Origin of the sequence: Niallia sp. FSL R7-0648, from assembly GCF_038007005.1 — a bacterium.
In the GTDB taxonomy this organism is placed as follows: domain Bacteria; phylum Bacillota; class Bacilli; order Bacillales; family Cytobacillaceae; genus Niallia; species Niallia circulans.
In genome coordinates, this window is the sequence record NZ_JBBOWE010000001.1 from 1348508 (window position 1) to 1364734 (window position 16227).

The 16227-nt window shown below is 35.9% G+C and carries 17 protein-coding genes and 1 other annotated feature (1 of these 18 running past the window's edge); all 17 genes read left to right on the forward strand.

The annotated features are described in order from the left end of the window. The first annotated feature begins 147 nt into the window (after window positions 1-147). Window positions 148-1248 (forward strand): stage V sporulation protein E, encoded by a 1101-nt coding sequence (gene spoVE, locus NSQ89_RS06325; protein WP_047939912.1) that lies wholly within the window; start codon window positions 148-150, stop codon window positions 1246-1248. Between the two features lie 477 nt (window positions 1249-1725). Continuing rightward, complete coding sequence (murG, locus tag NSQ89_RS06330; RefSeq protein WP_341132381.1) at window positions 1726-2829, forward strand: undecaprenyldiphospho-muramoylpentapeptide beta-N-acetylglucosaminyltransferase; 1104 nt, start codon at window positions 1726-1728, stop codon at window positions 2827-2829. A gap of 95 nt (window positions 2830-2924) precedes the next feature. Further along, entirely contained in the window at window positions 2925-3701 is a 777-nt protein-coding gene (locus NSQ89_RS06335) for a cell division protein FtsQ/DivIB (protein WP_095257583.1), read from the forward strand. Further along, on the forward strand, window positions 3691-4389 hold the full coding sequence (locus NSQ89_RS06340; protein ID WP_095257582.1) for a DUF881 domain-containing protein: 699 nt from the start codon (window positions 3691-3693) through the stop codon (window positions 4387-4389). The genes NSQ89_RS06335 and NSQ89_RS06340 overlap by 11 nt, the downstream gene beginning before the upstream one ends. Before the next feature lie 32 nt (window positions 4390-4421). Beyond that, window positions 4422-5150: a DUF881 domain-containing protein gene (locus NSQ89_RS06345; protein WP_369988450.1), complete on the forward strand. Its 729-nt coding sequence runs from the start codon at window positions 4422-4424 to the stop codon at window positions 5148-5150. Then, a complete protein-coding gene (locus NSQ89_RS06350; protein WP_047939917.1) occupies window positions 5150-5515 on the forward strand; it encodes a small basic family protein in 366 nt (121 codons plus the stop codon). Before NSQ89_RS06345 ends, NSQ89_RS06350 begins: the two co-directional genes overlap by 1 nt. Before the next feature lie 332 nt (window positions 5516-5847). Further along, a complete protein-coding gene (gene ftsA, locus NSQ89_RS06355) occupies window positions 5848-7131 on the forward strand; it encodes a cell division protein FtsA (protein ID WP_047939918.1) in 1284 nt (427 codons plus the stop codon). Between the two features lie 171 nt (window positions 7132-7302). Continuing rightward, complete coding sequence (gene ftsZ / locus NSQ89_RS06360; protein ID WP_047939919.1) at window positions 7303-8469, forward strand: cell division protein FtsZ; 1167 nt, start codon at window positions 7303-7305, stop codon at window positions 8467-8469. Window positions 8470-8821: 352 nt separating this feature from the next. Further along, window positions 8822-9754, forward strand: coding sequence for a sigma-E processing peptidase SpoIIGA (gene spoIIGA, locus NSQ89_RS06365; protein ID WP_047939920.1), 933 nt, complete (start codon window positions 8822-8824; stop codon window positions 9752-9754). A 45-nt stretch (window positions 9755-9799) separates the two neighbouring features. After that, window positions 9800-10519, forward strand: coding sequence for an RNA polymerase sporulation sigma factor SigE (gene sigE, locus NSQ89_RS06370; RefSeq protein WP_047939921.1), 720 nt, complete (start codon window positions 9800-9802; stop codon window positions 10517-10519). A gap of 152 nt (window positions 10520-10671) precedes the next feature. Beyond that, window positions 10672-11451: an RNA polymerase sporulation sigma factor SigG gene (gene sigG / locus NSQ89_RS06375; protein WP_047939922.1), complete on the forward strand. Its 780-nt coding sequence runs from the start codon at window positions 10672-10674 to the stop codon at window positions 11449-11451. Window positions 11452-11692: 241 nt separating this feature from the next. Next, a complete protein-coding gene (gene pgeF, locus NSQ89_RS06380) occupies window positions 11693-12517 on the forward strand; it encodes a peptidoglycan editing factor PgeF (protein ID WP_095319930.1) in 825 nt (274 codons plus the stop codon). Beyond that, window positions 12518-13195: a YggS family pyridoxal phosphate-dependent enzyme gene (locus NSQ89_RS06385; protein ID WP_095319931.1), complete on the forward strand. Its 678-nt coding sequence runs from the start codon at window positions 12518-12520 to the stop codon at window positions 13193-13195. A 12-nt stretch (window positions 13196-13207) separates the two neighbouring features. Continuing rightward, on the forward strand, window positions 13208-13705 hold the full coding sequence (locus NSQ89_RS06390) for a cell division protein SepF (protein ID WP_047939925.1): 498 nt from the start codon (window positions 13208-13210) through the stop codon (window positions 13703-13705). A gap of 6 nt (window positions 13706-13711) precedes the next feature. Continuing rightward, entirely contained in the window at window positions 13712-13972 is a 261-nt protein-coding gene (locus tag NSQ89_RS06395) for a YggT family protein (RefSeq protein WP_047939926.1), read from the forward strand. A gap of 556 nt (window positions 13973-14528) precedes the next feature. After that, window positions 14529-15302: a YlmH family RNA-binding protein gene (locus tag NSQ89_RS06400; RefSeq protein ID WP_095319932.1), complete on the forward strand. Its 774-nt coding sequence runs from the start codon at window positions 14529-14531 to the stop codon at window positions 15300-15302. A gap of 201 nt (window positions 15303-15503) precedes the next feature. Beyond that, window positions 15504-16001 carry a DivIVA domain-containing protein gene (locus NSQ89_RS06405; protein WP_016201026.1) on the forward strand — a complete coding sequence of 166 codons (498 nt, stop codon included), beginning with the start codon at window positions 15504-15506 and terminating at the stop codon, window positions 15999-16001. Window positions 16002-16061: 60 nt separating this feature from the next. After that, window positions 16062-16227: a binding site (T-box leader), on the forward strand; it runs 69 nt beyond the window's last position.

The window sequence follows — 16227 nt, forward strand, 5'->3', positions numbered from 1 at the left end:
ACAATCTTCCCTTTTTCCTGTTTTAACTGATGATTTACAGAGCTTTCTTTTTTTTATCCGATTCCTCAGTAGTATACAAAGAAATCTGGATATAAATCGCTTTTCTTTGTTGCAAGCCCTTAATCTTGCAGGTTCGAGGTGTTAATGGTGCCATCAAAAAAAACGACTCCAGATATAATTTTAATGATTATTACATTTACATTGCTAGCTATAGGGTTAATCATGGTGTATAGTGCTAGTGCTGTTATGGCGGAACGAAATTTAGGTGATTCTTTTTTCTTTGCTAAAAGGCAAATGCTTTTTGCAGGGGTCGGAATTGCAGCAATGTTATTTATTATGAATCTAGATTATTGGATATGGAGATCCTGGGCTAAACCGATTATTATAGTTTGTTTTATTTTACTTGTCGTTGTTTTAATTCCTGGAGTGGGGTTAGTTCGAAATGGTTCACAAAGCTGGATTGGAGTAGGAGCTTTTTCCATTCAGCCCTCTGAATTTATGAAAATAGCAATGATTCTTTTCTTAGGAAAATTTCTATCGGAAAATCAAAAGCATATAACCTCCTTTAAAAAAGGGTTACTTCCCTCATTAGGTCTGGTATTCCTTGCCTTCGGAATGATTATGCTTCAGCCGGATTTAGGTACTGGGACAGTTATGGTTGGTACAAGTATTGTCATGATTTTCATTGCTGGTGCTCGCATTCGCCATTTTGTTATATTAGGTCTTATTGGAGTAGCTGGTTTTATCGGACTGGTTGCATCAGCCCCTTATAGGATTAAAAGGATAACATCCTTTCTGGATCCGTGGTCAGATCCATTAGGAAGCGGATTTCAAATAATCCAATCTTTATATGCAATTGGTCCAGGCGGTTTATTCGGTTTAGGCCTTGGGGAAAGCAGACAAAAATTCTTCTACTTGCCTGAGCCCCAGACAGATTTCATTTTTGCGATTCTGTCAGAAGAATTAGGCTTTATCGGCGGCTCTCTGATTTTATTATTATTTGCACTTTTACTTTGGAGAGGCATAAGAATTGCATTAGGAGCTCAAGATTTATTTGGAAGCTTTGTGGCAGTCGGGATCATTTCCATGGTTGCAATTCAAGTTATGATTAACATTGGGGTGGTAACAGGGCTAATGCCAGTTACAGGGATTACACTTCCGTTTTTAAGCTATGGCGGCTCATCGCTGACACTTATGTTAATAGCGATAGGCATCCTTCTAAATGTAAGCCGATTTTCGCGGTATTAAATGCAACCTCTTATTCTTAATAGGCGAGGAAGCCTCATAATTGGATATTTTTATAGAATTTATAGAAACCTAGTGAAGTGAGTGCATTCTCATTTACTAGGTTTTTTATGTGGAAAGCTAAAGATTGTTTATCGTAGTAGTTTCTTCCTTAAAAAGGGAAGGAGTGTTATAGAATACAAAAAATTTATTTTTTTCACACATATGATAAATTTTTTTCAAACATGACAATATGACTTGTAGGAAGACGAAATGTATTACATTTCATTATCATTTTCAAGATATTCATAAAGCAAGTTTAAAATATAGTACAATAAGGTATCTATTATTTGGGAGATGACGGCAAAGCTAAAAAATATCTTAAAAAATAGCAGAAGATTATTTCTGTTTTATGTTATTTGAAGCTATAATGTAAAAGAGAAGAAAACAACGTTTTTTTCAGGAAAAAGTAGAGATGAGAAGTATTTTGAGGTGGAAAGAATGAAAATAGTAGTAAGCGGCGGAGGAACAGGGGGACATATATACCCTGCATTAGCATTGATTCGCGAAATAAAAAGAGAAGTGAAGGATGCTGAATTTCTTTATATCGGAACAGAGCAAGGGCTAGAAAGTAAATTAGTTAGAAGAGAAGATATTCCATTTAAAACAATACATATCACAGGGTTTAAACGAAAACTTTCCCCAGAAAATGTGAAAACAGTTTGGAGATTTATTGCAGGTGTACAAAAAAGTAAAGCGATTTTAAAAGAATTTGAAGCAGACGTTGTCATCGGAACAGGCGGATATGTTTGTGGCCCGGTTGTATATGCGGCAGCTAAGCTTGGAATACCGACTATTATTCATGAACAAAATAGTGTTCCAGGGTTGACCAATAAGTTTTTAAGTAGATATGTCGATAAAGTAGCGATTTGTTTTGAAGAGGCTGCTTCTTTTTTCCAAGATGAAAAAGTAGTGATGACTGGGAATCCAAGGGCATCCGAAGTGTTAAATCAGGATGGAATAAAAGGTCGCTTATCAGTCGGATTAAAATTAAAAGAACCCGCTGTTCTTATTGTTGGCGGGAGCAGAGGCGCAAGACCGATAAATGATGCTGTAATTGCGGCTTTACCACAATTAGGGGAAAAAGCTTATCAAGTTCTTTATGTAACAGGAGAGGTACATTACGAAGCGGTAAAGAAAGAAGTAGAGCGTGTCGGCAATCCGGAAAATGTTATTATTAAGCCATTTGTCCATAATATGCCTGAAGTATTAACGAGTATTGATTTAACTGTTGCAAGAGCCGGCGCAACAACATTAAGTGAGTTAACCTCGCTTGGTATTCCGAGCATTCTTGTGCCAAGTCCTTATGTAACGAATAATCATCAAGAAAAAAATGCACATGCATTAACAAGTAACGGAGCAGCCAAAATGCTCCTTGAACGTGATATGAATGGCCAAAAATTGATAGAAGAAATGGATACTATCATGCTAAATCCTGTTTTGCTGAAGGAGATGAAAGAGGCTTCCAAAAAATTAGGTATTCCTGATGCGGCAATGAGGCTGTATAATGTCATGAAGGAAGTAATCAATAACAAGAAAAAATAAGATAGCAAATAGAAAATGTGTTTGTTAAAAAAAGGTGGACAACCTATTGTATTGTTATGTACTATTTCCTTATTTAATAATATCGGGGTGATTTTTTGGAAAAAGGGAAGGTAGTTTCTTTAGAAGATAGAATTCCAAAATTAAAAGAGCAGAGACGAAGAAAAGCGAATCGCCGCCTTATTTTCCTTCTCCTTCTATTCTTCCTAATCATCGTTTGCGTTATATACTTCCAATCACCTTTAAGTCATGTGAAAAACATCGAAATTACGGGGAATCGTTTATATTCTTTTGAAGACTTGGAGAAAATGAGCGGAATTAACAGCAAAACAAATATTTGGACAATCAAAAAAGATAAGCTCACAGAGAAATTAAAGGACTCAGGTGGAATTAAATCTGCTAAGATTTCTATTGTTTTTCCAAATACTGTTCATATAGACGTAAAAGAGTACAGGAAGATTGCTTACTTTGAAGTAAAGAATGAATTTATTCCACTTCTTGAAAATGGGGAGATGCTGCAGGATAGAGCAATGACCAATAGTCCCTATGATGCTCCTATTATTAAGGATATGAAGAGCGATGATAAAGTAATCAAAAAAATAGGGGAAGAACTAAATAAACTGTCAGCAGAAGTGTATAATGCGATTTCTGAAGTAAGGTATACTCCTAAGAATACAGATAAGTGGCGTGTTACTGTATATATGAATGATGGGAATCAGGTATTAGCTTCTTTATCCTCTTTTTCTGATAAGATGCAGCATTATCCATCCATCATTTCCCAGTTGAATACAGATAAAAAAGGCGTTATTGATTTAGAGGTAGGTTCCTATTTTAAAGCTTTTGATTCGGAAGGAGAAAAGAAGGGTGAAGAATAATAAAAGAAGAAGAAATGTTATCTTCTCCTTAGTTTTTCTTGTACTTGGATTTATGATTTCTTTTTCCTATCAAAATACAAAAAAAGATGAAGGTAAAGGACTGAACGAGAGCCAATTTGAAAGAGATTTGGATTTGCGCAATGAGCTAATCGAGCAGGAAGAAAAGAATAATGAGTTATACAAGGAGTTAAAGGGAAACCAAAGGGAACTGGTTCAATTAGAGAAAAAGCTTTCTAATGAAGCAGAGACTTATTATAACTTGGCAGAAGATGCGGAAAAATACCGGATATATTTAGGAAAGGTTGCAGTAAAAGGGGAAGGGGTACAAATTGCTTTGGAAGATGGTGAGTATAATCCAAAGGAAGATAATGTCAATAATTATTTGGTACATGAGCATCATGTATTTAAAGTGATTAACGAGCTGTATATTGCTGGTGCAGAAGCGATTAGTATCAATGGACAAAGACTAGCACATAATTCTTATATCCTTTGTAATGGTCCCGTAATTGAAATAGATGGTTACCAGCACCCGGCCCCTTTTGTTATTACGGCAATTGGCGACAGCGATGTGTTAGAAGGCGCAATAAATATCAATGGTGGCGTAAAGGATTTGTTAGTAAATGATAATGTAAGATTTACGCTTGAGAAAAAAAGAATGATACAAATGGATCCTTTAAATGTTAATTAACGATAAGTATGATTTAGAAAGTATGATGCGCTTTGAATAAGAAATTTATAACCATGACGGGAATTACGCTTATTGCTGGATTTATGATAGCAGTTCAATTTCAGACAATAAAAGAACCTGCTGTCCGAGACACGAGAGATACTTGGGAGTTAAGAGAAGATCTTATCCAAGAGAAAAAAATAGAGTTAAAGCTAATAGATGAGATACGTTCGACTAATGGAAAGATAGAAGAATATGAGAATGAAACCCCAAGAAGCAAAGAAGCGGTATTGAAAGAGACTTTGGCAGAATTAAAGCAGGAAGCGGGCTTAACAGAAGTAACGGGAAAGGGAATTATCTTAAAGATTGAGCCTGTCAGTACAGAAATTCTTTTAGGTGAAGATCCCGGAGTAGTTACCTCTGAATTATTACAACGGTTAGTAAATGAATTAAACTTATATGGTGCTGAGGAGATAGCGATAAATGATAATCGTTATGTAAATACAACGGTTATCCGTGAAATTAACAATGTGTTAAAAATGGATGGGAACCCCCTGAATCAGCTGCCAATTGAAATAAAAGTGATAGCGAAGGATGCTGACACTGCTGAAAAACTATTTAATTACATGAAGGTTTCCAAGTCAGCAGATGAATTTTTCTTATCTAATCTGTTATTGAATGTCGTGATGCCAAAAGAACCGATCAACATTCCAGCATATAGTAACCCCATAAATATCCATCATATGAAGCCTGTAAGTACAAGTAAAGGAGGAGATTCTTAATGTGGCTTCCTATATTTGGGTTGATTGTTGGGATAGTATTGGGATTATTAACCGATATAAAAGTGCCAGACGAATATGCTAACTATTTATCAATCGCTGTTCTCGCTGCACTGGATACTTTATTTGGAGGAATTCGTGCTCATCTGCAAAATATATTCGACGAGAAAGTATTTGTAACTGGGTTCTTCTTTAATATTGCTCTTGCAGCAAGTTTAGCTTTTCTAGGTGTACATCTTGGTGTAGACTTATATTTAGCGGCTATTTTTGCATTTGGTGTTCGACTATTTCAAAATATAGCTGTCATCCGCAGTATTATCTTAAAGAAATCAAATGCGCATTCTCTTGAAAAAAATGAAAAAAGTTGACAGAGAAAAAAGGGAATATATTAGTTTTGGCGAATAATTTAAATATTAATAGATATAGTGGAAGTGAATTACGATATTTCCTTGTGGAATAAGTAATTAGTCCTATTTGTAGTAAAAAAGACCAAAATTGTGTTGACACTTTGCAAAAACTTAGTGAAAATATGGTGTTGCCTGGTATACAATAGAATAGTTGTGAAGATTAGATTATTTTATGTATATCAAATAAACTATGTAAATAGCAGACATTACTTCTGATAAAAAAGTTGAATTTTTGACTGTATGACATAACTTGTTGTTCACATTATTTAAAATGCAAAAGGAGGTGCCCGAGAATGAACAGCAATGAACTTTATGTAAGTCTAGACATCGGTACATCCAGCATAAAAGTAATCATTGGAGAAATGATTAACGAATCTTTAAATATTATTGGTGTAGGCATCGTCCCATCAGAAGGTTTAAAAAAAGGTTCAATTGTGGATATAGATGAAACGGTTCATTCTATTCGACAAGCAATTGAGCAGGCCGAACGAATGGTTGGGATGGAGATAAAGCAAGTAGTTGTTGGCGTTTCGGGAAATCATGTAAATCTGCAAACCTCACGTGGAGTAGTTGCAGTTTCAAGTGAAAATCGCGAAATTACAATTGAAGATGTAATTAGGGTAAAGGATGCTGCACAGGTAGTTTCCATTCCCCCAGAAAAAGAGATTATTGATATAATTCCTAAACAATTTATTGTAGATGGATTAGATGAAATTACTGATCCGCGAGGAATGATTGGTGTAAGATTGGAAATGGAAGGTACTATTATTACTGGAAGTAAAACCATTTTACATAACACCTTAAGATGTGTGGAAAGAGCAGGTCTTGAAATTCAAGATATCTCCTTGCAGCCACTTGCCGCAGGATCTTTTGCGCTTTCAAAAGATGAGAAAGACTTAGGAGTGGCGTTAGTAGATATAGGCGGAGGATCTACTACTATTGCTGTATTTGAAAATGGATTCCTTAAAGCCACCAGCGTTATTCCTGTAGGTGGAGATCATATTACCAAAGATTTATCCATTGGTCTTCGAACTACAACAGAAGATGCAGAGAAAATAAAAATAAAGTATGGTTATGCTTTTTATGATCATGCTTCTGAAGAGGAAGTATTCAGCGTTCCTATTATCGGAAGCGATCAGCATCAGCAATTTAATCAATTGGAGATTTCTGATATTATAGAAGCAAGATTAGAAGAAATCTTTGAACTTGTTGGTCATGAACTAGCGAGACTAGGAGTATACGATCTTCCAGGAGGATTCGTATTAACTGGAGGAGTAGCTAGTACGAAGGGAATTTTAGAATTAGCGCAAGATATTTTCCAAAGCCGAGTTAGAATTGCTATTCCTGATTATATCGGAGTAAGAGAGCCACAATATACTACTGCAGTTGGTTTAATTAAATTCTCCTATAAAAATAGTAAACTTCAAGGGGGAAATATTCATAACCCTGTTACTGTTCCTGCTGAAACAAGGGAAAAAGTTCAAAAAACAGCATCCCAAAAACCAGCTTATGAGAAAAAACAAGTGGAAAAAGAACCCTCAAAGTTTAAGAAATTTATGGGATATTTCTTTGATTAATGAAATGTCTTTAATAGGACAAGCATAATTTTGATAAAAAGAACTTCGAGAAGGCTGAGAGTCGTTTAGGGTCAGTCTAGGTATTAAAATGGTATGTTACTCCATATCACCAAGACTTGAGATGCGGACAGTTCGATACTGCTGAATATCGACGAATTAGGAGGATTTGTCATGTTGGAATTTGATACAAATATAGATTCACTAGCTGTAATAAAGGTTATAGGAGTAGGTGGCGGTGGAAATAACGCTGTTAACCGAATGATTGAGCATGGGCTACAAGGGGTAGAGTTTATTGCTGTGAATACAGATGCACAGGCATTAAATTTATCTAAAGCAGAAATCAAGATGCAAATTGGCGGAAAACTTACAAGAGGATTAGGCGCGGGTGCAAATCCTGAAGTAGGGAAAAAGGCTGCTGAGGAAAGCAAAGAACAAATAGAAGAAGCATTAAAAGGAGCAGATATGGTCTTTGTTACGGCAGGAATGGGTGGCGGAACTGGGACAGGTGCTGCACCAGTTATTGCTCAAATCGCCCACGACCTAGGCGCATTAACAGTAGGGGTAGTTACAAGACCATTTACTTTTGAAGGAAGAAAAAGATCCACACATGCTGCAAGCGGAATTACAGCATTGAAGGATGCTGTGGATACATTGATCGTTATTCCAAACGACCGCTTACTTGAAATCGTAGATAAATCAACTCCGATGCTTGAAGCGTTTAGAGAAGCGGATAATGTATTACGCCAAGGTGTACAAGGTATCTCTGACTTAATCGCAACACCAGGTCTGATTAACTTAGATTTCGCTGATGTGAAAACAATTATGGTGAATAAAGGTTCTGCACTTATGGGCATAGGTGTTGCAGCAGGGGAAAACCGTGCAGCTGAAGCAGCGAAAAAAGCAATTTCTTCGCCACTGCTGGAGACTTCCATTGATGGAGCACAAGGAATATTAATGAATATCACTGGTGGTACGAATTTAAGCTTGTATGAAGTACAAGAGGCAGCCGATATTGTGGCATCCGCTTCCGATCAAGATGTAAATATGATTTTCGGATCCATTATCAATGATGATTTGAAAGATGAAATTGTTGTTACGGTGATTGCTACTGGCTTTAACCAAGATTTATCGCAGCTGCAGCCAGATAGACCTGGATTTGGCGGTTTAAAGCCAAATAACAATAATACAAACCCTATTAATAATCAGGTTAACAATAGAGAAGTAAAACGCGAAGAGCCGCATGTGCAAAAGGAACAACAACCAAGAAGCAATGCACAACAACCAGAGGATGCTTTAGATATCCCGACATTCTTAAGAAATAGAAACCGCAGAAGGTAATTATTTCTATAGCAAAAACCTTTCCATTTTTTCATAATGGAAAGGTTTTTTTGTTTTCTCTTTCAAAAATGAAGCAATCTCCCCTTTTATTTATAGTAAACCTCATCGCTTCTTTTATTTTTATTCCTTAGAATTAGTAAAAAAACTGATAATATTTCGCTAGAACTTAAAGTTTTTAACAGAGGAGATATAGTGACAAAAACCGTTAGAAATAGAGCAAATTTCTGATATTTTGATTACAGAAAGTGACAGAATTTCAAGAACAAGTACGTTATACTTTTTCGTAACAGATTAGTAGAGAGAAGATTTACTTCTTTTGTTGCTTTTATAAAAGAGAGGAGGAGTTACATGCTTGGCCATTTATTTAGATGTGATATGGCTATTAAATTTACTGTTTGACAGTTTATTACTATATTTAACAGGCATTCTATTAAAGAAAAAAATCATCCATTGGCGAATATTGCTTGGAGGGCTAATTGGTTCCCTTATTATCCTTTTTTCGATAACGCCGCTCAGTCCCTATTCTAATCATCCCATATCGAAGCTTCTGTTTTCTATTGTGATGGTGGCAACGGCTTTTGGATATAAGCGATTTCGTACCTATATCCAAGCTTTAATGATATTTTACTTAGCTACTTTCTTAATCGGAGGAACATTGATAGGTGCTCATTATTTTATCCAGTTTGATTTCGATCTTTCTTCTTCTGTCCTTCTTGCTAGTATTAAAGGGTTTGGTGATCCGATAAGTTGGCTTTTTGTTTTGTTAGGATTTCCGATTGTTTGGTACTTTTCGAGAAGAAATCTGGAAGGGATGGAAGTGACAAAAATCCAATATGAACAAATAATCGACGTTATTTTTCAAATAGGGGGAAAAGAATTTTCTATCAAGGGTCTGGTGGATAGTGGTAATCAAGTATATGATCCCATTTCCCGCCTTCCAGTAATGTTTGTATCTTTGAAAAATATAGAAAAGGATATGCCAGCAGAAATAATTCGTCTCACGGAGCAGCCAGAAGCCATTATCTATGGCAGTCAACCAATCGCACCAGAATGGGAAAGCAAGATGCGAATTATTCCATATAAGGTAGTTGGCAAGGACCACCAGTTACTTATTGCCGTGAAACCGGATACTTTGTTTTTAAAAAAAGAGCAGGAAGTAATTGTTGTGGAAAAGGGATTAATCTCGTTTACCAGTCAAGTTCTATCTGCTGAGGGCATATTTGATTGTATTGTTCATCCGAAAATGCTTTTAGGAAAAAAATCAATCGAAGAAAAGGTTAGTTAATATATTATACTCACGAAAATCATCGTTTAGAAGGAGGAAATGCACATGAGTAAATGGAAGCTTCGCTTATCTTATTATTGGTACAAATTACTGATGAAACTTGGATTGAAAACAGACGAAGTATTTTATATTGGTGGAAGTGAAGCACTGCCTCCTCCGTTAACGAAAGAAGAAGAGGAAATCCTTTTAGAAAAACTCCCAAAAGGAGACCAAGCAGCTCGTTCGATGCTGATAGAGAGAAATTTACGCCTTGTTGTTTATATCGCAAGAAAGTTTGAAAATACTGGGATTAACATCGAAGATTTAATCAGCATTGGCACAATTGGATTAATTAAGGCGGTTAATACGTTTAATCCGGAGAAAAAAATAAAACTGGCAACATATGCTTCAAGATGTATTGAAAATGAAATATTGATGTATTTGCGCAGAAATAATAAAATCCGTTCAGAGGTTTCATTTGATGAGCCATTAAATATTGATTGGGATGGAAATGAACTTCTTCTCTCCGATGTAATGGGGACAGAGGATGATATTATAACGAAAGATTTAGATGCAAGTGTAGATAAAAAGCTATTAGTAAAAGCGCTTCACCAATTGTCTAAAAGAGAGAAACAAATTATGGAATTACGGTTTGGTTTAGGAACGGGAGAAGAAAAAACGCAAAAAGATGTAGCGGATATGCTTGGGATATCCCAATCGTATATTTCTCGATTAGAGAAAAGGATTATTAAAAGACTACAAAAAGAATTTAATAAAATGGTCTAAAAAAATTTTTCGTTTGAAAAGCCTTGTCCCACATAATTTCAGTTAAAATTAGCGTAAATTGGAAATTTAACAAAAATTCATCCCATGCATATTTTTCCTTCTCGGGGAGATACTGTTTTTTGTACAGCAGCTCCTGTGAGGAGGGAAATAGATTGACTCGAAATAAAGTAGAAATTTGCGGTGTGGATACATCAAAGCTTCCAGTGTTAAAAAACGAAGAAATGAGATTGCTCTTCAAGCAAATGCATGAGGGAGATACATCCGCAAGGGAAAGTCTCGTAAATGGGAATCTCCGCCTCGTATTAAGTGTTATACAACGATTTAATAATCGAGGAGAATTCGTGGATGACTTATTTCAAGTGGGTTGTATTGGTCTAATGAAATCTATCGATAATTTTGATTTAAGTCAAAATGTTAAGTTTTCCACCTATGCTGTTCCGATGATTATTGGAGAGATTCGTCGTTATTTACGCGACAATAATCCAATTAGGGTTTCCAGATCTCTGAGAGACATTGCTTATAAGGCATTACAGGTCAGAGAAAGGTTGATGAACAAAACATCAAAAGAACCAACAGCTGAGGAAATTGCCAAAGAGTTAGACATTCCACATGAGGATATTGTCTTTGCATTAGATGCTATTCAAGATCCAGTATCGCTTTTTGAACCAATCTATAATGATGGTGGAGATCCGATCTATGTAATGGATCAATTAAGTGATGAAAAGAACAAGGATATACAGTGGGTGGAAGAATTAGCATTAAAAGAAGGAATGCGCCGATTAAATGATCGAGAAAAGTTGATTTTGCGAAAGCGGTTTTTTCAAGGTAAAACACAAATGGAAGTGGCAGATGAGATCGGCATCTCACAAGCGCAAGTCTCAAGATTGGAAAAAGCTGCTATTAAACAAATGAATAAAAACATTCAAAGCTAAATAGGAAATAAAACAGGTTAGACTTCTTAAAGTAGGTACTTTAATGATTGTCTAGCCTTTTCTATTGGTATAAAATTTTACTATATATAGCTCTAGTGAGGGAAAATAAAAGGGAGAGGAATGGCAGGGAAGAAAAGAGTGAATTTCATAAATGCAAGCTTATTTCTAAAGAAAAATATGTTTTTCTGTGACCAATGATAGCTCCATATGGTAAACTAAAACAAAAAGATGGAGTTAGATAATGGAACCTTTTATTTTAAGAAATAAGCAGTTTTTCAATCTTGATTTATGGGAGCGGAAGTTTCCGAATTTAATAGCTGGTTTCACAACAAAAAATGGTGGGAAAAGTATAGGCGATTATGCAAGTTTAAATATGGCGTTTCACGTAAATGATCAAAAGGATACAGTGGTTGCAAACCGTAATGAACTAGCGCAAAAATTATCTTTCCCATTAGAGCAATGGGTTGGTGCTGTGCAAACACATCAGGTTAATATTGTGGAAGTAACACAAGCGCATTTAGGTATGGGTGCAAGCGATTATGATAGTGCGTTAAAAGATACGGATGGTTTGTTTACTTTTGAAAAAAATATATTATTAACTTTATGTTTTGCGGATTGTGTTCCATTATATTTTATTCATCCAGCTACAAAAGCGGTAGGTATCGCTCATGCTGGATGGCAAGGAACCGTAAAAGGTATTGCCGGGGAAATGATGAAAGTCTTTGCTTCTCATAAGATTCCAAGAGAAGAAGTGCTCGCTGTTGTTGGTCCTTCTATCTCAGAGCGCCATTATGTCGTGGATGATCGTGTCATCAATGAAGTGGAAAAGGCGATACAATCGCAACAAAAGCCATTTACGACTATTTCTCCAGGACAATACAGACTGAATTTACAAGAAGCAAACAAGCAGATATTGTTAGAAAGTGGTATGCTTGAAAGTAATATTCATCTAACTGACTATTGTACTTACGAAGATGATGCTTATTTTTTCTCTCACAGAAGAGATAAAGGGAAAACTGGAAGAATGATGAGTTATATTGGATGGAGAGAGGAAGACGGAAATTAAATGTTAGTGAAAGATAATCTTAATGAAATAAAACAAGAAATAGCAGCGGCATGTAAAAAAGTGAATCGTCAGCCAGAAGAGGTTACGATAATTGCTGTCACAAAATATGTTACAATAGAGCGAGCAAAAGAAGCACTCGATGCTGGGATTGTTCATTTAGGGGAAAATCGTGAAGAAGGATTATTAGCAAAGTATGACGTTCTACAAGACAAGCCTATATGGCATTTTATCGGATCATTGCAGACGAGAAAAGTAAAAGGTATTATAGATTATGTAGACTACATTCACTCATTGGATCGGCTTTCTTTAGCAAAAGAAATACATAAAAGAGCGAAGCGAACCATAAAGTGTTTTGTACAGGTTAATGTTTCGAACGAAGAGTCAAAGCATGGAATGAAGCCAGAGGAAGTTATCGATTTTGTTAAACAGTTGTCCGAATATCCACATATTCAGGTAGTTGGATTAATGACGATGGCACCATTTACAGATGATAAAGAATTCTTGCGTGAATGCTTTCGAAAATTAAAAAGCATTCAGGAAGATGTAAAAGGACTACAATTACCATATGCTCCATGTACAGAGCTTTCTATGGGAATGTCGAATGATTATTCTATTGCGATCGAAGAGGGAGCAACGATGATAAGAATTGGAACTGCTTTAGTAGGAAGCGAGAAATAGGAGGCGAGTGAAATGAGCATAAAATCAAAAATTAAAACGTTCTTCTTTTTAGAAGATGAAGATTATGAAGAAGGTCAAGTAAACTATCAAGAAGAACCAAACGAGCCGGCAAGAAATTATAAGCAGCCTGTACAGCACACTCACAGTCAGCATAACCATAACCATCATATTCAGCAGCAACAGCCGAAAAACAGTCAAAATGTTGTGAGCTTACAAAGTGTACAGAAGTCATCGAAAGTATTTTTAGTGGAACCTCGTGTATACGCAGAAGCACAAGATATTGCTGATCAATTAAAAAATCGCCGTGCAGTTGTTGTGAATTTACAGCGTATTGAAAAAGATCAAGGGAAACGTATTGTTGATTTTTTAAGTGGAACTGTCTATGCAATTGGCGGCGATATCCAGAAAATCGGTACGGATATATTCCTGTGTACGCCGGATAACGTAGAAGTTTCAGGGAATATTTCACAAATCCTGCAAGATGCAGAATACGAAAATACGAGGTGGTAAAACCGAATGACGTTCATTATAAGTATTTTAGCTAATGCTTTAACCATATATTCTTACGCGCTTATTGTATATATATTAATGTCATGGATTCCGAATGCTCGCGAAACATCTATAGGTATTTTTCTGGCAAAAATCTGTGAACCATATTTAGAGATGTTTAGAAGATTTATTCCGCCTCTTGGCATGATCGATATTTCGCCAATTGTTGCAATCTTCGTATTGAATCTAGCAGGAAGAGGGATTGGACAATTATTTTATTGGTTCTAAGTAATTTTATAAAGGTCAATACTGAACAAAGGTAGAAAGAGGCAGGGACAAAACAAAATATATAATGCATAAAGACGAACAATCTCTAATTAAGTAGTAAAACCAATTCGTTCCATTGCGCTACAGACCCTCGCTTTCCGCGGGGAGCAACCTAAGCCTCCTCGGCTAAAGCCTGTGGGGTCTTAGGTTTTGCTCTGCTTTCCACAGGAGTCGAGGGTCCTCCGCTCCATTCCACTCCGTTTTTAAAGGTTATTTTTTAAAAAAAGAAAATATAATTATTAGGAAAAACGGAGCAGACTGAATACACGTAGACTCCTATGGGATCTGCGAGAAAGTCCGAGACCCTACAGGCGAAGCCGAAGCGGCTCGGCGCTCGCCCCATGGAAAGCGAAGTGTATTCAGTCTGCGGTGACTAACCATAAACCCCATTCAGAATGAAAAAAACAAACAATTATACGAGAATTTGATTAGCATCTCCATATAATTGTTCGGTTTTATATTTGGTTGGAATACTTTTGTCCCAGCCCTTTTTCTATGCCAAAAAGGAGTTACAAAGATGTCAATTTATCAACATTTTCGTCCGGAAGAAAGAGAATTTATCGATCAAGTGCAAAATTGGCAAAGTTATGTCGCGAATACTTATGCACCGAAATTGACTGATTTTTTGGATCCGCGTGAACAGAAAGTTCTTCGGATGATTATCGGAGAAAATCAGGAAGTGAAATATGCATTTTTTGGCGGCCATGAACAAGCGGAAAGAAAAAGAGCTATCCTATACCCTGAATATTATCAACCGATGGAAGCGGATTTTAATTTGTCCTTATTAGAAGTGAATTATCCCAAGAAATTCATCACAATAGAGCATCCGCATGTTTTAGGAAGTTTAATGTCTCTTGGATTAAATAGAAGTAAATTCGGAGATATATTCGTTCTTGACGGGGATATTCAATTTGTCGTTGCTAGTGAGGTTGAGGATTATGTGAGACTTCAACTTGATTCTATCGGAAAAGCAAAGGTAACACTTGCTGCTGTACCTTTAGAAAACATAATTCTAACAGAAGAACATTGGACAGAGATGACAACGACTATTACTTCTCTTCGGCTTGACGCCATTGTTGCTGCTATTTATAATTTTTCAAGAGAAAAAGCAAAGACCTATATTACTCAAGGCTTAGTCAAAGTAAATTTCACTTTAAATGAAAATGTCTCTTTTATGTGTGAAGAAGGAGATGTCTTCTCAGTGCGCGGAGCAGGTAGGGCCATGATTAAATCTATTGAAGGTAAAACAAAAAAAGATAAATGGAGAATTGTAGTAGGTAAATTGAAGTGAAAAATCAGAAATGAAGGAGTTCCCATAATTTCTATTTCAGACAAAAAACATAGTTTTTTTATCGAGTATATATGATACAATATTTTTTAGCAGCATTATTTTTCATGTTTCTTCTTATTTTTTAAAAATAATGCAGGAAATCCGGTAATACTGTCGAAATAAGGATGATACATAAGAAATTGAAGTTTGGGAGGTGGCTTTATGCCATTAACGCCGTTAGATATTCATAATAAGGAATTTGCCAAAGGCTTCCGTGGTTACGATGAAGACGAAGTAAATGAATTTCTTGATCAGGTAATTAAAGATTATGAAAATATTATCCGCGAGAAAAAAGAACTAGAAGAAAGATTAAACGAGTTAACTGACCGTATCGGCCACTATAATAATATTGAAGAAACATTAAATAAATCAATTGTTGTAGCACAAGAGGCTGCTGAGGAAGTTAAACGTAATGCACAAAAAGAAGCAAAACTAATTATTAAAGAAGCGGAAAAGAATGCGGATCGAATTGTGAACGAATCATTATCAAAGGCAAGAAAGATTGCGCTAGAGATTGAAGAATTGAAAAAGCAATCAAAAGTATTCCGTACACGTTTCAAAATGCTGATTGAAGCACAATTAGATATGTTAAACAACGATGATTGGGATCATTTATTAGAATACGAATTAGATGCATCAGAGTTAAATTCTACAAAATAAAGACCATTGCCTTGACGATAAGGTAGATTTGCAATATAATTTTTCACAAATATATATATTCATGTAGCGTTGATAGGGAAAGTAGATTGCCGAAAAACTTATGATTAGCGAATCAGGGATGGTGGGAGCCTGATATAAGTTGGAAATTGAAAATCACCCTGGAGTCTTTTTCTGAAAAAGTTAAGTAAGAAAAAGCGGTTCATTGCCGTTAAAAAATGTCTAAGTG